The organism is Ralstonia sp. Ralssp135, assembly GCF_047304345.1.
GTDB classification, from domain to species: Bacteria; Pseudomonadota; Gammaproteobacteria; order Burkholderiales; family Burkholderiaceae; genus Ralstonia; species Ralstonia chuxiongensis.
Map to the genome: position 1 here is coordinate 1 of NZ_JBGLYZ010000060.1, position 17,858 is coordinate 17,858.

19 protein-coding genes are annotated in these 17,858 nt (G+C 65.1%); 8 read left to right on the forward strand and 11 right to left on the reverse strand.

Going from position 1 to position 17,858, the window contains the following annotated elements:
- Positions 1-876 (forward strand): phospholipase A (locus ACCD03_RS24345; RefSeq protein WP_413413166.1); only part of this gene is annotated, 876 nt, incomplete at its 5' end.
- 12 nt (positions 877-888) lie between these two features.
- Here ACCD03_RS24345 and rnk read toward each other — a convergent pair.
- The 4 genes from rnk to grpE all read right to left on the reverse strand — a co-directional run bounded on the left by rnk (position 889) and on the right by grpE (position 2,715).
- Positions 889-1,296, reverse strand: a complete 408-nt coding sequence (gene rnk / locus ACCD03_RS24350) for a nucleoside diphosphate kinase regulator (protein WP_045202660.1) — start codon at positions 1,294-1,296, stop codon at positions 889-891.
- 177 nt (positions 1,297-1,473) lie between these two features.
- Positions 1,474-1,614 (reverse strand): hypothetical protein, encoded by a 141-nt coding sequence (locus tag ACCD03_RS24355; RefSeq protein ID WP_413413167.1) that lies wholly within the window; start codon positions 1,612-1,614, stop codon positions 1,474-1,476.
- 13 nt (positions 1,615-1,627) lie between these two features.
- Entirely contained in the window at positions 1,628-2,053 is a 426-nt protein-coding gene (locus ACCD03_RS24360) for a thioredoxin family protein (protein ID WP_413413172.1), read from the reverse strand.
- A 14-nt stretch (positions 2,054-2,067) separates the two neighbouring features.
- On the reverse strand, positions 2,068-2,715 hold the full coding sequence (grpE, locus tag ACCD03_RS24365; protein WP_045202658.1) for a nucleotide exchange factor GrpE: 648 nt from the start codon (positions 2,713-2,715) through the stop codon (positions 2,068-2,070).
- A gap of 262 nt (positions 2,716-2,977) precedes the next feature.
- Between grpE and ACCD03_RS24370 the strand changes: the two genes are divergently transcribed.
- A complete protein-coding gene (locus tag ACCD03_RS24370) occupies positions 2,978-3,172 on the forward strand; it encodes a hypothetical protein (RefSeq protein ID WP_045202657.1) in 195 nt (64 codons plus the stop codon).
- Positions 3,173-3,193: 21 nt separating this feature from the next.
- Here the strand turns inward: ACCD03_RS24370 and ACCD03_RS24375 are convergent, their stop codons facing one another.
- Genes ACCD03_RS24375 through hutU form a run of 6 tightly spaced genes read right to left on the reverse strand, consistent with a single transcriptional unit; the run spans position 3,194 to position 10,270 of the window.
- Positions 3,194-3,592, reverse strand: coding sequence for an RNA-binding S4 domain-containing protein (locus tag ACCD03_RS24375; RefSeq protein ID WP_045202656.1), 399 nt, complete (start codon positions 3,590-3,592; stop codon positions 3,194-3,196).
- Entirely contained in the window at positions 3,589-4,704 is a 1,116-nt protein-coding gene (hemH, locus tag ACCD03_RS24380; RefSeq protein WP_413413168.1) for a ferrochelatase, read from the reverse strand. Before hemH ends, ACCD03_RS24375 begins: the two co-directional genes overlap by 4 nt.
- 56 nt (positions 4,705-4,760) lie before the next feature.
- Positions 4,761-5,987 carry an imidazolonepropionase gene (gene hutI / locus ACCD03_RS24385; protein WP_413413173.1) on the reverse strand — a complete coding sequence of 409 codons (1,227 nt, stop codon included), beginning with the start codon at positions 5,985-5,987 and terminating at the stop codon, positions 4,761-4,763.
- Between the two features lies 1 nt (position 5,988).
- Positions 5,989-6,966, reverse strand: a complete 978-nt coding sequence (gene hutG / locus ACCD03_RS24390; RefSeq protein ID WP_413413169.1) for a formimidoylglutamase — start codon at positions 6,964-6,966, stop codon at positions 5,989-5,991.
- 2 nt (positions 6,967-6,968) lie between these two features.
- Entirely contained in the window at positions 6,969-8,525 is a 1,557-nt protein-coding gene (hutH, locus tag ACCD03_RS24395) for a histidine ammonia-lyase (RefSeq protein ID WP_045202652.1), read from the reverse strand.
- Positions 8,526-8,551: 26 nt separating this feature from the next.
- The gene (gene hutU / locus ACCD03_RS24400; RefSeq protein WP_253538903.1) at positions 8,552-10,270 is read right to left on the reverse strand and encodes a urocanate hydratase; all 1,719 of its coding nucleotides are present in this window, start codon (positions 10,268-10,270) and stop codon (positions 8,552-8,554) included.
- A 154-nt stretch (positions 10,271-10,424) separates the two neighbouring features.
- Between hutU and hutC the strand changes: the two genes are divergently transcribed.
- Together hutC and ACCD03_RS24410 are read left to right on the forward strand one after the other, a co-directional pair.
- Positions 10,425-11,138, forward strand: a complete 714-nt coding sequence (gene hutC, locus ACCD03_RS24405; protein WP_253538906.1) for a histidine utilization repressor — start codon at positions 10,425-10,427, stop codon at positions 11,136-11,138.
- Positions 11,139-11,269: 131 nt separating this feature from the next.
- Complete coding sequence (locus ACCD03_RS24410; RefSeq protein WP_024974825.1) at positions 11,270-11,617, forward strand: carboxymuconolactone decarboxylase family protein; 348 nt, start codon at positions 11,270-11,272, stop codon at positions 11,615-11,617.
- A gap of 41 nt (positions 11,618-11,658) precedes the next feature.
- Here the strand turns inward: ACCD03_RS24410 and hrcA are convergent, their stop codons facing one another.
- On the reverse strand, positions 11,659-12,717 hold the full coding sequence (gene hrcA, locus ACCD03_RS24415) for a heat-inducible transcriptional repressor HrcA (RefSeq protein ID WP_045202649.1): 1,059 nt from the start codon (positions 12,715-12,717) through the stop codon (positions 11,659-11,661).
- 111 nt (positions 12,718-12,828) lie between these two features.
- Here hrcA and ACCD03_RS24420 point away from each other — a divergent pair, with 111 nt between their 5' ends.
- The 4 genes from ACCD03_RS24420 to ACCD03_RS24435 all read left to right on the forward strand — a co-directional run.
- On the forward strand, positions 12,829-13,773 hold the full coding sequence (locus tag ACCD03_RS24420) for an NAD kinase (RefSeq protein WP_045202648.1): 945 nt from the start codon (positions 12,829-12,831) through the stop codon (positions 13,771-13,773).
- A 10-nt stretch (positions 13,774-13,783) separates the two neighbouring features.
- Positions 13,784-15,490 (forward strand): DNA repair protein RecN, encoded by a 1,707-nt coding sequence (gene recN / locus ACCD03_RS24425; protein ID WP_325650824.1) that lies wholly within the window; start codon positions 13,784-13,786, stop codon positions 15,488-15,490.
- Positions 15,491-15,583: 93 nt separating this feature from the next.
- Entirely contained in the window at positions 15,584-16,048 is a 465-nt protein-coding gene (locus tag ACCD03_RS24430; RefSeq protein WP_413413170.1) for a hypothetical protein, read from the forward strand.
- 263 nt (positions 16,049-16,311) lie between these two features.
- Positions 16,312-17,858, forward strand: a 1,547-nt coding sequence (locus ACCD03_RS24435) for a S8 family peptidase (RefSeq protein WP_413413171.1), incomplete at its 3' end; no start/stop codon positions are given.

Consider the following 17,858-nt stretch of genomic DNA (forward strand, 5'->3'; position numbering starts at 1 on the left):
GCCCCCACCGGCGCCGCCCGCAACGCCGCCGCCGAAGCGACCCGCCCCGGGGGTGCGCTGGGCACCAACCCAAGCGCCCCCGCCGCCAGTGCAACTGCTACGGCTACCCCGCCCGCTCCCGTGGCAGTTGCTGGCAGTGGCGAGGCATCGCGTCCGCCCGAAGACACCGCGCGCCTGACTTTCCACGAACCCATGTTCGCCGCAGTGGGCGCGCACGGGGGCCTCAACGCCAAGTTCCAATTGAGCTTCAAATTTCGGATTTTTCAGCCTGAGAACCCGGCATCGGCAGCGCTGCTGGATAACGTGTACTTCGGTTATACGCAGTTCTCGTTGTGGGATGTGGGCAAGGAATCTGCGCCGTTCCGCGATACGAACTACCGGCCGAGCGTGTTCTATTACCGGCCCGATACGGGCATCCGTGGCGGCGCCCTCACGCGGCTATCGTTCGCGGGCGGCATCGAGCACGAATCGAACGGCCGCGACGGCGATGCGTCACGCGCCATCAACACCGTGTTTGTACGCCCCACGTTCCACTTTGGTGACCTGAACGACTACCACTGGAAGTTCGAACCGAAGCTGTACGCGTACCTTACGCGCACTGGCAACACCGACATCGCGCACTACCGTGGTTTTGGGGATTTCCGCGTGTCCTACGGCGCCCCCAACGGCTGGGAATTGGCCGCCACGCTGCGCAAGGGCACCCGCAAGGCGTATGGCAGCGTCGACGCGCAATTGACGTATCCGATGAGCCGGATCTTCACCGGCACGGCTGGCTATCTATTCATCCAGTATTTCACCGGCTACGGCGAGAGCCTGCTCGACTACAACCACAAGCTGGGCTCGCAATTGCGTGTCGGGTACAGCCTCTCGCGATAGGACGCAGCCGGCTTAGAGCGTGTGCTGGCCGCTGGACTCGGGCTGGAACGCGACGCGGTCGATGCGCAAGGAGCGCTCGGCACCATTGGGCGCCGAGTATTTGACCGACTTGCCCGCACGCGCACCCAGCAGCGCAGCGCCCATCGGCGAGAGCACCGACAGCTTGGCCGACGTCACGTTGGCCTCTTCCGGGTAGACGAGCGTCCACTCTTGTTCGGCGCCGGCGTCGTCCACCACGCACACGACCGAATTCATGGTCACCACATCGGCGGGAATCTTGTTGCCGGGCACCACGTTGGCACGGGTAATCAGGTCGTCGACCAGATCGGCCAGCGGCGAGTTGCTGCCCGCGCGGGTGGCGGCATTTTCCAGGCGGGTGAGGTCCAACTCGGTCAGGTAGATGGTGGCTGCTTTGGACATGACGATCTCCTACAGGTCTATGTTCAACACTAGGCAAAGCCGCTGCCGATGGCCTTCCGGGCCAATGCAACGCAGCGGCAAGAAAACCAGCGGGCGCATAGGCCGGCCGGCGGTGATACGAAGCTGAAACTTCTGGGGGGAGTAGAGAGAGCCCGGCGGCAACGTGCCGCAAGGGCACTAGAACAACCGCCGGGCGGCGGCAATGGCCGCGTTCATCGCCTGGGCGGCGCGCGGCGAAGTGCGCGCCACGCGCTTGGGGCGCACAGCACGGAAAGACGAAGAGAGAAGAAAGGCCGCAGCCACCGGCATCGACGTCATGATGGTCGCCGCCTCAGACAAGAGGCTTGCCGGCCAGCTTATTGCGCGCATTGGCAACGGCAGCGGCAAACTGCGCGTGGCCATGCCAGCCGGTCGCCCGGCCGAGCTTCTTGCCACGATGGAAAAACATGAACACCGGAATACCGTGCAGGCCAAAGCGCTGGCCCAGCTGAGGGTGTGCATAGACGTTGGCGTGCAGCCAGTTCAGCCCAAGCTCACGCACGGCGGTCGGTTGCGCGAGCATGGCTTTCTTGGCCATCTCGCAGTTGAAGCAATCGACGCCCCAGAAGAACACGCAGACGAGCGCATCGCCCGCCGCCGCAATGGCCGCGTCGAAGGTCTCGGTGCTCACTTCGCGCATGCCAAACGCCGCGAACGCGGTCTTGTCGACCGGGATCGCGCCGTTGGCGTCTTGCGAAGTGGTTGTGTTCTGGAGGATCACGGAGCGCTGGCTTACTTGGGCGCCGCCACCGTCACGAGGGCCGGGCGCAGCACGCGGTCGGCCAGCGTGTAGCCGCGCTGAAGCACCGCCACCACGGTATTGGCTTCCTGATCGGCCGGCACCATCGAGATGGCTTGATGACGATGCGGATCGAACTTTTCACCCACGGGGTTCAGTTCGGTCACACGCCCCTTTTCGAACGCGGCGTAAAGCTGCTTGAGCGTAAGTTCAACGCCCTCACGCAGCTTGGTGGCATCGCCCGACGTGTCGGCCAAAGCGGCCTGAAGGCTGTCCATTACCGGCAGCAGGTATTCCGCAAAACCTTCGATGGCGAACTTGTGGGCCTTCGCCACATCGTCCTGACCACGGCGGCGAATGTTCTCGCCTTCGGCCGTGGCGCGCGCCCAGTTTTCATAATTCTGGCGCGCCTTTTCTTCAGCGGCTTCCAGCTGACGGCGCAGTTCAGCGACGTCCATGTCGGCCACGGCTTCTGCCACGGCGGCTTCGTCACCGGCGACAGCCTGGGCGTCGGCGCTCGCGCGCTGAGCCTGGCTCGAATAAGCGTGGGCCGCCTGGCCCGTCGCCGACTGGTTCGGCTGGGTGGCTTGGGTGTCCGTTGGCATGTCCGAGTTCGAGGGGGTGTCCGGAGTGTGTTTCATAGCGCTGGATAAAGAGGATCGACGCACGGCATGTGCCCGAAGACGATCCGCTGGATTTTTACAAAAGATTTGTCCCCGTTATGGGGCATTTGGCGCGCTTTTCAAGGGCGCCGGATGCGCAGCAACTGTGCGCCGTGCATCACGAAATATGGGGTTACAACTTTCATCAGCTTGCAACGGCACGGCAATTGCGACGCCTTTATTGGCCGCCTATGATGCAAGAAAAAACTGGGGGGCGCGAGCTTCTTTGAGGGTTCGTACCATGCATAACAAGCTGCCCGTTCTGACCGTGCTCCTGCTGTTGACCCTGACCGCAGCCACAACGTTCATTTGCCTGTCTGGGGCCGTCACGCCGCGTTATACGGAGTACGGTAGCGGCAAGGCATTCTTCAAGCACTACATCATCAAGCCGGCGCAGATGCAGCAGATGCCGCGCGGCTTGAGCGTATTAAGTTAGCACACACTCGCTCGGTATACCTCACTCTCCGCCGAGTTTGTCGATTCGCCGCCGGTCTCGCTTGGTCGGTCGGCCAGCAATTTGTGTGGCGGGTTCCCGATACAGCCGGCGTTTGTCGGCGTTCTCTTCGCGTTTTAAGCGACTGATGTCCGTCTCGGCATAGAGCGTTTGTGCAACGGAAGCTGGGCCGCGTACTTCGGCCAGCGCCAGCACCTCTACTTCCCACTGTTGTTCATGCGCGTGCACTCGCACGCGGTCACCAATTTTGACATCCTTGGCGGGGCGAACCGGCTGATCGTTGATCTGCACGCGACCGCGCTCCACCGCATCGGTCGCCTGCGACCGTGTCTTGAAGAAGCGCGCCGCCCATAGCCACTTGTCGATGCGCACGCGACCGGCCACGTCGGTGCTCACTTTCATGCGGCCGCCCCCTTGCTCTGTGCACGTGTGCGGCTGGCTTCCAGCACATGCGGATGCGTAAGCGTGAGCGGCCAGCCCTGAAGATGCGCCAGCGCAATGTCGGCAATGCCGGCAATCCACGCTTCGCTGTCATTCAGGCAAGGGATGTAATGGAATTCCTTGCCACCGGCGACACGGAAGGTCGACTGCCCTTCCATGGCGATCTCTTCGAGCGTCTCTAGGCAATCGGCCGGGAAGCCAGGGCAGAACACGTCGACGCGGTTGGTACCAACGCGGCCGAGCTCTTCAAGCGTGGGAGCGGTGTATGGCTGCAGCCATTCGGCGCGGCCAAAGCGTGACTGGAAGGTGACTAGGTACTGACCCGGCTGCAGGCCAAGCGCTTCGCCCAGCAAGCGGCCGGTCTTCAGGCATTCGCAGTGGTAAGGGTCACCCAACTCCAGCGTTCGTCGCGGCACGCCATGGAACGACAGCACCAGTTTGTCGCCATGCGCAAAGTCAGGCGCGCCATGCTGCGCCCAATACGCCCCGACCTGCTGGTGCAGCGCATTGATGTAAGCGGGGTCATCGTGGAAATGCTTGACCAGTCGCAACTCGGGCTGATTGCGCATTTCACCCAGCACGCGGAAGACCTCGTCGAAGGCCGTCGCAGTGGTGGTGCCGGAATACTGCGGATACATCGGCAACACAAGGATGCGCTCGACACCCTGCTTGCGCAGCGCTTGCAGGACCGATGGGATCGACGGATTGCCATAACGCATCGCGCAGGCGACCACCACATCGTGGCCCTGGGCGTTCAGCAACTGCTGCAGCGCATGAGCCTGGCGCTCGCTATAAACGAGCAGCGGCGAACCCGTCTTGTTGGCCTCACGCAGCCAGATGCTCTCGTACTTGTGCGCCGACGCCCGCGAACGCAGCGGCACGATCAGCAAGTTGAGGATGAACCACCACGCGGCGCGCGGAATCTCCACCACGCGTGGGTCGGACAGGAACTGACGCAGGTAGCGGCCCACCTCGCGCGGCGACGTGCCGTCGGGCGTGCCGAGGTTGACGAGCAGGATCGCCGTGCGATCGGGCTGACCGTGCTGGAACAGGGGTTCGGGCAAGAAAGGCATGGGCGCGGGTTCGCGATAGACCGGCCGATTATACGAGCCGAGTCATCGGGTGTGCCTTACGCCACTACCACGCCATCCTTGACCACACTGGCACACGGGTTGAGCCCCATCGCATACGCCAGATCAGCGGGCCGGTCGATGCGCCAGAGCGCGAAATCTGCCGCGCAGCCCGGGGCAAGCACACCGCACGTGCCGGACAGACCCAGCGCTGCGGCGGCGTGACGCGTGGCGCCGGTCAGTGCTTCCAGAGGCGTCAGGCGGAACAGCGTGCATGCCATGTTCATCGCCAGCAGCAGCGACGACAGCGGCGACGTACCGGGGTTGCAGTCGGTCGACACGGCCATTGGCACACCAGCGGCACGCAACGCTGCCATCGGCGGCAGGCGCGTTTCGCGCAGACAGTAGAACGCGCCGGGCAGCAGCACGGCCACCGTGCCGGCCCGTGCCATGGCTGCGATGCCGGCGTCGGTCAGACATTCGAGGTGATCAGCAGAAAGGCCGCCGTAGCGTGCAACTAATGCCGCGCCGCCCTGATCGGAGAGCTGCTCGGCGTGCAGCTTGACCGGCAGACCCAGGCGCTGCGCGGCATCGAACATGCGCGCCGTTTGTGCAGGCGTGAAGCCAATGGTTTCGCAAAAGGCGTCGACGGCATCGACCAGACCTTCTGCTGCGAGCGCGGGCAGCACATCAGCGCAGAGGTGGTCGATGTAGTCATCCGCACGGCCAGCAAATTCGGGCGGCACCGCGTGCGCGCCGAGGAACGTCGTGCGCACGCGCACCGGCAACGACTGGCCGAAGCGGCGGGCAACACGCAGCATGCGGCGCTCGGTTTCCAGGTCCAAGCCGTAGCCGGATTTGATTTCGATGGCGGTAACACCTTCGGCGCGCAGTGCGTTCAGGCGCGGCAGGCTGGCTGCGGCCAATGCGTCTTCGCTGGCCGCACGCGTGGCACGGACGGTGGACAGGATGCCCCCGCCCGACCGCGCGATCTCTTCGTACGGCACGCCGTTCAGGCGCGCTTCGAATTCATTGCTGCGATTGCCGGCATAGACCAGATGCGTGTGGCAATCGATCAGGCCCGGGGTGAGCCACGCGCCGCCAGCATCGTGCTCGCGTGTCGCGCGGGCGTTGACGGGCAGATCGGCCCGGTAGCCAAGCCACGCAATGCGGCCATCCTTGACGGCGATGGCACCATCGCGGACCTCGCCGTAGCCGTCAGCATCGGCGGCGAGCGTGGCGAGGTGGACGTTGGTCCAGAGCGCATCCCAGTGCGGGTTGGCCAGATCAGCCATGAGCGGTTCCTTGCAGGCCAATGCCGTCCGCTACCCGCGCAACCAGGCGGGCAGCGACACGTGCCGTGTGATTGTCAATGTCGAGCGACGGGTTCAGCTCCGCCACATCCGCCAGCCGTAGCTTGCCGGAGCTGACCACACGATCGACGATGGGCTCGATCACGTCCATTCCCACACCGCGTGCGGATGGTGCGCTCACGCCGGGGGCGACAGCGGCCGGCAGTACGTCCAGGCACATCGTCAAATAGACGTGATCAACCTGGCTCAGGAACACTTCGACCACCTTCAGCACGTGAGCGAGCTGCATGACGTCCATCTCGTCGTCGTGCATCCAGCGCACGCCAAGCTGGCGCGCACGCGCGAACAGCGCTTCGGTGTTGGCGTAGGTGCTCACGCCCAGGCAGGCGTAGTGGAACGGCCAGCCGCGCCGCGCGCAGTCTTCGGCGATCTGGCGAAAGGGCGTGCCCGAGCTGCCGCGCTCACCCGCACGCAGATCGAAATGCGCATCGAGGTTGAGAATGCCGATGCGTGGAGGCTGATCGGATTTCGCCGCCAGATGCCGCGCCAAGCCGCCAAACGATGCCCATGCAATCTCATGCCCGCCGCCGAGCGCGATCGGAAACGCGCCGCGGTCGAGCAGATCGTGAAGCACTCCGGACAACTCGCTCTGCGCATCTTCCAGCGCGTCGCCTTGGCAGGTCACATCGCCCGCATCGACGACCACACGGCCGGCACGCGCGGGCAAGTTCGCGAGCATCTTACGGATGGCTGCCGGGCCGGCTTGTGCACCGATCCGCCCGTGGTTGCGCGCGACACCCGCGTCGCAAGCGAACCCCGCCAGAGCGACGGAGTTGGCCAGCGGCGTCGATGCATCGATGCGGCGCACGGTCTGGTGCCAACGCAAACCCAGCGGGCCCTCCTCCGCGTCGACGCGGCCTTGCCAGACGTTCGATTCAGCTGGGGCAAGCATGGTCAACGGAGAGAAAGTTCGCTGATATGCGTGCGGCACGAGTCGCCCAGATCGCCGTCGAGCACGAGGCGGCGGGCGCCTTCGATGTCGGGGGCGAACAGGCGATCTTCACCGTAGTACGCCACGCGCGCGCGGATGCAGCCATGCGCTTTCTGCAGCGTGTCGGACGTCGCCAGCGGCTTGTGGAAGTCGATGCCCTGCGCTGCCGCCAGCGCTTCGATGCCGACGATGGTGGCCGTGTTCTCTGCCATGTCCTGCAGACGGCGGCCGGCGAAGGTGGCCATGCTGACGTGGTCTTCCTGGTTGGCGGAGGTGGGCAGGCTGTCGACGCTGGCCGGGTGGGCGAACGTCTTGTTCTCCGATGCCAGCGCGGCCGCAGTGACGTGCGCGATCATGAAGCCCGAGTTCAGACCCGGCTGCTCGACCAGGAACGGCGGCAGGCCCGACAGCGTGGAGTCGATCAGCAACGCGATGCGGCGCTCGGATAGCGCACCGATCTCGGCAATTGCCAGCGCGAGCATGTCAGCCGCAAACGCGACCGGTTCCGCATGGAAGTTGCCGCCCGAAATCACTTCACCGGCGTCGGCGTAAACCAGCGGGTTGTCAGTCACCGCGTTGGCTTCGGTGAGCAGCGTGGCGCCAGCCTGACGAATCAGGTCAAAACACGCGCCCATGACTTGCGGCTGGCAGCGCAGGCTGTACGGATCTTGCACGCGCTTATCGCCCACGAGGTGCGACTGGCGGATGGCGCTGCCGGCCAGCAGGTTGCGGTACACCGCGGCGGTCGCAATCTGCCCAGGCTGACCGCGCACGGCGTGCACGCGCGGGTCGAACGGCGCATCGCTGCCCTTGGCGGCATCCACCGACAACGCACCCGACACGGTGGCGGCTTGCAGCAGACGCTCAGCCAGGAACAGGCCGTTGAGTGCCAGCGCGGTCGACACTTGCGTGCCGTTGATGAGCGCCAAGCCTTCCTTTGCGGCCAGCGCAATCGGCTCGATGCCGGCGGCAGCCAGTGCCGCACGTGCCGGCGTGCGTACGCCATTCACGCGGACGTCGCCTTCGCCCAGCAGGGCCAGCGTCATGTGCGCGAGCGGCGCCAGATCGCCCGACGCGCCCACCGAACCCTTGGACGGAATGCACGGCACGATGCCTGCGTTCAGCAGCGCCAGCAGCGTGTCGATCACGACCCGGCGCACGCCCGAATAGCCACGTGCGAGACTGGCCGCTTTCATCAACAACACGAGGCGCGCCACGTTGTCGCTCAGGTCTTGACCCGTGCCCACGGCGTGCGACAGGATCAGATTGCGTTGCAGGCGCTCCAGTTCGTGCGTAGCGATCTGCGTTTTGGCCAGCAGGCCGAATCCGGTGTTGATGCCATAGGCAGGCGCGCCCTTGGCGACGATGGCCTGCACGGTCGCGGCCGACGCCTCGATCGCGGCCGCGCAGTCGCCGGACAGGGCGACAGGCGTGGGGGCGAGCCATACGCGACGCAGATCTGCAAAGGACATTTCGCCCGGTTGCAGTGTGAGGATGGGGGGCGTGGTCATGGTGTTCATAGCAATACGAGCAGGATGTCTTTAACTTAGCCGATCATCGGCAGATTCAAACCGTTGCGCTTGGCGCAGGCAATGGCGGTTTCGTAGCCGGCATCGGCATGGCGCATGACGCCGGAGCCCGAATCGTTGACGAGCACACGGCCCAGACGCTTTGCCGCAGCGTCCGTCCCGTCGGCGACGATCACCACGCCCGAATGCTGCGAATAGCCCATGCCGACACCGCCGCCGTGGTGCAGCGACACCCACGTCGCACCGCCGGCTGTGTTCAGCAGCGCGTTGAGCAGCGGCCAGTCCGACACGGCGTCGGTGCCGTCGCGCATGGCTTCGGTTTCGCGGTTGGGGCTCGCCACGGAGCCGGTGTCGAGGTGATCGCGGCCGATCACGACGGGCGCCTTCAGTTCGCCGTTCTTGACCATCTCATTGAAGGCCAGGCCAGCCAGGTGACGCTCACCCAGGCCGAGCCAGCAGATGCGGGCGGGCAGGCCCTGGAAGGCGATGCGGTCACGCGCCATGTCGAGCCAGCGGTGCACGTGCGTGTTGTGCGGGAAGAGTTCCTTGATCTTCGCGTCGGTCTTGTAGATGTCTTCCGGGTCGCCGGACAGCGCCACCCAGCGGAACGGTCCCTTGCCCTCGCAGAACAGCGGACGAATGTAGGCCGGCACGAAGCCCGGGAAGTCGAAGGCTTTCTTCACGCCCTGGTCGAACGCGACCTGGCGGATGTTGTTGCCGTAGTCGACGGTCGGGATGCCCATGGCCTGGAAGTCGAGCATGGCCTGCACGTGCACGGCGCACGACTTCGCGGCCTCATCGGTCAGGCGGGCGTGCTGCGACGGATCGCGTTGCGCAGCACGCCATTGCTCGACCGTCCAGCCGACCGGCAGGTAGCCGTTGACCAGATCATGCGCCGAGGTCTGGTCAGTCACCAGATCCGGCTTCAAGCCGCCAGCGCGGGCACGCTTGACCAGCTCCGGCAGGATTTCCGCCGCATTGCCGAGCAGGCCGATGGACACGGCCTCGCCGCGCTCGCAATGGTGGCGAATCAGATTGAATGCGTCGTCGATGTCCTTGGCTTGTTTGTCCAGGTAGCGCGTACGCAGGCGGAAATCGATGCTCGATTGCTGGCATTCGATGTTCAACGACACGGCACCGGCCAGCGTGGCGGCCAGCGGCTGTGCGCCGCCCATGCCGCCCAGGCCGGCGGTCAGGATCCACTTGCCAGCCAGCTTGCCGTCGTAATGTTGACGACCGGCCTCGGCAAACGTCTCGTACGTGCCTTGCACGATGCCTTGGCTGCCGATGTAGATCCAGCTACCAGCGGTCATCTGGCCGTACATGAACAGGCCCTTGCGATCCAGCTCGTTGAAGTGTTCCCAGTTCGCCCACTTGGGCACGAGATTGGAGTTGGCGATCAAGACGCGCGGTGCATCCGGGTGGGTCTTGAAAACGCCCACCGGCTTGCCCGATTGCACGAGCAGCGATTCGTCATCGTTCAGCTCGCGCAGCGTTTCCAGGATCTTGTCGAAGCAGGCCCAGTCACGTGCGGCACGGCCAATCCCGCCATAGACGACGAGGTGCTTGGGGTTTTCGGCCACGTCGGGGTCGAGGTTGTTCTGGAGCATGCGGTAAGCCGCTTCGGTCAGCCAGCTCTTGCAATGCAGCTCGGTGCCGCGGGGGGCGCGGATTTCACGCGAGGCGTCGTAGCGCGGATCGTTGGTCAGGTGGGCAGCGTTGGTCGGGGCATTCATGTGAGGTCTCCTGCGAACTCCTTTGTCATGGAGCGCATCTTATGTTGTATATACAACTTAGGCAAGAAAACTTTACAAGCTAAGAGCAAACCCTGATGATGACCGCCATCCGCCCATCACATCGGCCGCCCAAACCGCGCCGCAAGCCACGTCCATGTCACACGACCCGTCCGCCAGCACGCCCGCCTTCCAGCGCATCAAGGAAGACATCCTCATGCGCATCCGCAGCGGCGAGTGGCAAGAAGGCGAAATGATCCCGGGGGAGACCACGCTCGCGCAGACGTTTGGCGTGTCACGCATGACGGTCAATCGCGCCCTGCGCGAGTTGACCGCCGAGCAGATCCTCACGCGTGTGCAGGGCCTGGGAACGTTCGTCGCGCAGCAGAAGTTCCAGGCAACGCTGGTGGCCATCCGCAACATCGCCGAGGAAATCGCAACGCGCGGCCACAGGCACCGCGCCGAACTGCACAAGTTGGAGCGTGCCCGTGCCAACGAAGCGATGGCGGCTTCGTTTGGCGTGCCGACGGGCCGCGTGCTCTTCCATTCACTGATCGTGCATTTCGAAAATGACCTGCCGATCCAGGTGGAAGACCGTTGGGTGAACGCCGCGTTGGCGCCTGAATACATGGAGCAGGACTTCACACAGACCACGCCAAACGCCTACCTGATGCGTGCCGCCCCATTGCAGGGTGTGGATTACGGCATCGAGGCCCGCCTGCCTCCGCGCGAGATCGCCGAAATGCTGCACATGGATGTGCGCGAGCCCTGCCTGATGCTGCGGCGGAAGACGCTGTCGCAGGGCCAGGTCGCCTCGGTGGCAACCATGTGGCACCCGGGCGGGCGGTATCAATTCACAGGGAGCTTCTGAGCGCCTCGTTGCGCTACATCATGACCTCGCTCCGGGGCGCGGACGAGAATGCTCGAAAAGGATGCGCGGCGGCTTATGCGATATGCCCAGCCCGCTACCTCACTCCACACCCGTCCCAGGAGAGCACTGTCATGAGCGGCATGCCCGAATTCAAAAGCGTGGTCAAAGATGTGTCTGCGCACATGCGCAGCTTGCGCGAATCGCAGCCGGAGTTGATGACGGCATTCAGCCAACTGGCGGCAGCCGGCACAAAAGATGGCGCACTGAGCAAAAAGACCCGAGAGCTGGTGGCGCTAGGAATCGCCATCGCCAGCCGCTGCGACGACTGCATCGGCTTCCATGTCCAAGCGTTGGTCAAACTTGGCACAACCCGCGCCGAACTCGAAGAGGTGTTGGGAACAGCCGTCTATATGGGAGGCGGCCCTTCGATGATGTACGCCACGCATGCGCTGGCGGCGTTCGAGCAGTTTTCAGCCTGAGACATTGGCGGGCAACTCCGCCCGCCACAGGCGGCGTTGTTTCAGTACTGGCTGAGTGTGCTGGATAGCAGCTTGGCTGTGATATCCACGATCGGGATCACGCGCTCATACGCCATGCGCATCGGCCCGATCACGCCCAGCGTGCCGACGATCTTGCCGTCCACCTCGTACGGCGCGGTGATGACGGCCATGTCTTCGTGCGGCACAAGGCTGCTTTCGCCGCCGATGAAGATCTGCACGCCCTCGGCACGGCTCGATACGTCCAGCAGTTGCAGCAGGCCAGTCTTCTGCTCAAACACCGCAAAGAGCCGGCGCAGCTTGTCCATGGACGAAGACAGGTCTTCCACCTCCAGCAGCTTGCGCTCGCCCGAGATGACGACCGGCTCTTCCTCCGACGCCGCGCTGCTGCCCGCCTCCACGGCCGCCTGCATCAGCGCGGTCATGTCGGCCTGCAGCGCAGACAACTCGCCGCGCAGGCTTTCGCGCACCGCATCGAACGTCTGGCCGCCGTAATGCGCGTTGATGTAATTGGCCGCTTCCACCAGCTGTGACGGGGTGTAGGGCGTATCGGTATGGATGATGCGGTTCTGCACGTCACCTTCGGGCGTGACGACGATCAGCAGGATGCGGGACTCCGACAGCCTCAGGAATTCGATCTGCCGGAACGCATGCGTGCGTCGCGGCGTCATCACGATGCCGGCAAACTGCGAGAGGTTGGACAAGGTTTGCGCCGCCGCCGCAATCACCCGCTGCGACGATTCCGAGCCATGCGACGCCAGTTGCGTGCGCACCTGCTCTGCAATCGCGCCGACCATCTGCTGCGCCATGCGGTCGTGCGTGCTCAGCACATCCAGCGGGCTGGCCGTCAGCATCGTATCGACAAAGAGGCGGTAGCCGCGCGGCGTCGGCACGCGCCCGGCCGAGGTGTGCGGACTGGCGATGAAGCCCATCTCCTCCAGGTCGGACATCACATTGCGGATGGTGGCCGGCGACAGGTCGAGCCCAGAATACTTCGACAAGGTGCGCGAGCCCACGGGCTGGCCCTCGGCGATATACCGTTCGATCAGGGTCTTGAGGAGGATGGTTGCGCGCTTGTCCATGATTTTTCAATTTTACGCAAAATCGGCGCCCGTCTACGGGTGATGTCGGCGTTTCTCCACTAAACACGCGCCGACGTGGCGACGGCCATATCGATATGGTGTAATGCGCGCATGTCGATTCCCCCGTCCGCCGTGGCCCCGCAAGCTCCCGCCGCCTCGTCTTCGCCTGTTTCGCCTTTCAAGACCGTCGCGCTGGTCGGCCGGTATTCGGCCGCCAACATTGCCGGCCCGCTCATGGAACTGGCGTCGTGCATTGCCGCGCGCGGGCATGACATTGTGTTCGAGCGAGACACGGCGCTCAACATCGGCGTCCAGGATTACCCTGCCCTGCCGCCCGAAGAGATGGCGCGTCACGCCGACGTGGCCGTCGTGCTCGGCGGCGACGGCACGCTGCTTGGCATCGGGCGCCACCTGGCCGGTGCCAGCGTCCCCGTGATCGGCGTCAACCACGGGCGGCTCGGCTTCATGACCGACATCCCGTTCGACGACGTGCACACCGTGCTGCCCGACATGTTGTCGGGGCGCTACGAGGCCGAAACCCGCACGCTGCTGCAGGCCCAGGTCGTGCGCGACGACGAGGTCATCTTCTCCGCCCTCGCCTTCAACGACGTGGTGGTCAACCGCTCGGGCACCTCGGGCATGGTGGAACTGGCCGTGTCGGTCGACGGCTTCTTCATGTACAACCAGCGTTCGGACGGCTTGATCGTTTCCACGCCCACGGGCTCGACGGCGTATGCACTGTCCGCGGGCGGGCCGATCCTGCATCCGGCGCTCTCGGGTCTGGTGCTGGTGCCCATCGCACCGCACTCGCTGTCGAACCGGCCGATCGTCATTCCGCAAGACGCAGAGGTGGTCATCCAGGTCACCAGCGGGCGCGATGCCAGCGTCAACTTCGACATGCAGTCGCTCACGTCCTTGCTACCCGGTGACCGCATCGTGGTGCGCCGCTCGGAACGCACGGTGCGGCTGCTGCACCCGATCGGCTACAACTACTACGCCACGCTGCGTAAAAAGCTGCACTGGCACGAGTACCCGACCGAAGACAACCGGCTCTAACACCTCTTCCATGCTGCGCAGCCTCACCATCCGCGATTTCGTCATCGTTCACGCGCTGGATCTCGATCTGGCCGACGGTTTTACCGTGTTTACGGGCGAGACTGGCGCGGGCAAATCCATCCTGATCGATGCACTCGCACTCACGTTGGGCGAGCGCGCCGATGCCGCCGTCGTGCGCGAAAGCGCGCCGCGTGCCGACATCACCGCCGAGTTCGACGTGCATCCGCATGTGGCCGCATGGCTCGAGGCGCATGAACTGCACGACGACGAGGGCGTGATTCTGCTGCGCCGCACGGTCGATGCCGCAGGTCGCAGCAAAGCCTTCATCAACGGCGCGGCCGTCACGCTGGCGCAGCTGCGCGAAGTGGGTGAGCAACTGGTCGACATCCACGGCCAGCACGCGCATCAACTGCTGCTCAAGGCGGATGCGCAGCGCAGCCTGCTCGACGCCCACGCGGGCCTGGAAGGCGCCGTGCGCGTGGTCGGAGAACGTTACCGAGAATGGCACGCCGTGGTGCGCGCGCGCGAAGCCGCCGAGCAGCAGTCGCGCGAAGTCCAGCTCGAGCGCGAGCGCATTGAATGGCAGGTCAACGAATTGCAGAAGCTTGGCCCCCAACCGGGCGAGTGGGAAGACGTGCAGGCCGAGCACCACCGCCTGTCGCACGCAGCCAGCCTGATCGAAGGCACGCGCGCAGCGCTGGACGGTTTGTCCGAGTCGGAAGGCGCGGTGCTTACGCAACTGGGCGCAACGCTCCATACGCTGCGTGAACTGGCCGAGATCGACCCCGCGCTGGCTGATGTGCTGGCCGCGCTGGAACCGGCCGAGGTGCAGATCCAAGAAGCCGTGCACACGCTTGCCCGCTATGCCGATCGCGCGGAGCTGGACCCGGACCGGCTGGCCGAAGTCGACGCGCGCATGCAAGCGCTGCACACCATGGCGCGCAAGTACCGCGTCGCTCCCGAAACGCTGCCGGCTGAACTGGCTGAACGGCAGGCGCAACTCGCCGCGCTGCAAGCTGCATCCGATCTTGATGCGCTGCAGGCCCAGGAAGCGCAAACCCACGCCGCGTATATGACGGTCGCGCAATCGCTGTCGCGCGACCGCGCCAAGGCCGCGCGCGAGCTGGCCGACGCGGTGACCGGCGCCATGCAAGGCCTCTCGATGGCCGGTGGACGCTTCGACATCGCGCTGCACGCGCTGGAACACGGCGGCGCTGCGGGGCTGGAGCAGGTCGAATTCCTCGTCGCCGGGCATGCAGGCGTTTCGCCGCGGCCATTGGCGAAAGTCGCCTCGGGTGGCGAGCTGGCGCGGATCAGCCTGGCCATCTCGGTGATTGCCAGCGAAGCAAGCCCGACCCCCACGCTCATCTTCGACGAAGTGGATTCCGGCATTGGCGGTGCGGTGGCAGAAGTCGTGGGCCGACGGCTGCGCGAACTCGGCATGCGCCGCCAGGTGCTGTGCGTCACGCACCTGCCACAAGTGGCCGCGCTCGCCAATCACCACATTCAGGTCGCCAAGCAGACGGTGGCCGGCAGCACGCGGTCCGACCTCATGGTGCTGGACGCCACGGCCCGCGTAGACGAGATCGCCCGCATGCTGGGCGGCGCGTCACTCACTGACACCACGCGGCGCCATGCGGACGAGATGCTCGCCGCGGGCCGTGCGCAATCGGCACCGGAATCCGCGGCGCGGAAATCCCGCCGCGCGGCACAGTGATCGCCTATACCGGAACCATTGCTGCCAGGGTTGACACGAAGGTTCCGGCTGCACACGCCACAAACATCCTCTACCGAATCCAAGGAGAACTTCATGGCCCGCATGGCCCGCACGATCCAACCGGCTGCCCGCCCTCGATCCCTGCTGTCGTCCGCCAAGCCTTCGCTGGCGATAGCGCTCGGCCTGTGCCTGCTGACCGCGTGCAAATCCGTTCCGGCCATTGACCCAGGAAAACCGCCTGCCATGGACCCGACCTCGGCCAACACCCAGCCTCCAGCTTCCGTGTCGGCTGCACACAATCTGGGCGACGTCATCATTGGCCTAAGCACGCCGACCACGTCGTCCGCCACCGTGCAAGGCGTGCTGGATGCTGCCGGTGCACGCGCGACGCCGCGCCTGGCCTTTGCGGTGGTACGTCCGATGTCGGGCGGGTTCTGGGTGGTGCGCGCTAGCTCGGGCGATGCATCGGCCACGCTGGATGGCGCAGTGACAGCGTTGCGCGGCACGCCCGGCATCGCCTCGGCCGACCCGGATCGCATCATGAAAATCCAACGCTGAACCACCGCGACACCGCTCCACACTGCGAAAGATCGGGCGCCGCGTGGCGTCCGGTTTCCTGCTCCACGTTCCGTCGCCAGGCCCGCATTCTGCTTCAGCAGCAACTCACAACCGGCCTTTTTCCCCTCGCAAACGTGATCGGCCATCGCCGCCACACCAAGCGGACAAGTCGCGTGCTACCTTTGGTTTTGTGTAACGGTATGTCAACGATCACATCCTGACGACGTTTCTCATTACAACGAGACCCCACGGAGCACCCGCTGATGACCCCCTCCCTCTTCCGGTTGAAGTCTTGGCTCCGCGCGAGCGCCGGCCTTGCCTGTCTTGCCTGGGCGATGGGCAGCCAGGTCGCTACAGCTGCCGCGCCGCTGCCGCAATACACTGGTGACCTGATCATCAAATGGCGCGACGACACGAGCGGCACGCGCAGGACGCTCTCCGCCAGCGAGGCGAACAACCGGTTGCTGTCGGTAGCGCAAGCGGCGGGCAGCACGCTGCAGGTCAAGCGCACGCTGGGCACCAACGCGCAGCTCATGCGCACAGGGCTGACCGATGCCGCCAGCATCCAGGCCACCGTCCACAAGATCGCGCAGGATGCCCGCGTGGCCTATGTGGTGCCTGATCGCATCCTGCGGCCTAACACCATTCCGAACGATCCGCTGTTCGCCACGCAGAACAACCTGGCCGCACCGGCGCTGGTGCCGGGCGGCATCAACGCGGCCGCGGCGTGGAGCATCACGCAGGGCTCCACTGGCATCGTGGTGGCGGTGGTCGATACCGGCTATACCGATCACCCCGACCTGTCAGCCAAGATCCTGCCGGGCTACAACTTCATTTCCGACCCGGCGCGCGCCGGTAACACCTTCGGCCGCGGAACGGACGCGCATGACCTAGGCGATGGCGTAACGAGCACGGATGTCGCAAACATTTCGGGCTGCACCAGCAGCGATATCGCCAATAGCAGCTGGCACGGTACCGAGGTCAGCAGCGTGCTCGCCGCCCAGACAAACAACACCGTCGATATCGCAGGGGTCGGCTGGAACACGCCGATCGTGCCGGTACGCGTGTCGGGCAAATGCGGCGCGCTGCTGTCCGACACGGTAGACGGCATGTTGTGGGCGGGCGGCATCAACGTATCTGGCGTGCCGACCAACGCCAACCCGGCACGGGTGGTGAACGTGAGCCTGGGCAGCACCACGCAGTGCTCTGCGGCAGAACAAGACGCCGTCAACCAGTTGGCCGCACGTGGCGCCATCGTAGTGGCCGCCGCCGGCAATGAAGCCGCACAGACCGTTGATGCACCGGCCAATTGCGCTGGCGCCATCGCCGTCACCGCGCACGTCGACAGCGGCGAGAACGCCAGCTACGCAAACGTGGGGCCGCAGGTGGCGTTGTCCGCGCCAGGGGGGGGCTGCGGCAACTCGAAGGTCGTGACGAGTACGACTCCGGCGACTTGTGCGGAGCCCGTGTCCGTTATCCAGGCCGACTCCAACGATGGTGCACAGACTGTCGGCAACCCGACGGTCAAATCGGTGGCGGGTACGAGCTTTTCGACACCTGAAACAGCCGCCACCATCGCGCTCATGCTGAGCGTGCAGCCACAGTTGTCGAATGCGCAAGTATTGGCTGGCCTGAAGCAGACCGCGCGGCCGCACCCGAGCGGCACGTTCTGCGCTGTGAACACCGGCATCTGCGGCGCTGGCCTGCTGGATACCGCCGGTGCCGTCAGTTATGCCCAGAACACAGCCCCTGCAGGCGCGGGCAGTGGCACGGGGTCGGGCGGATCGACCGGGGGTACGAGCGGCGGTGG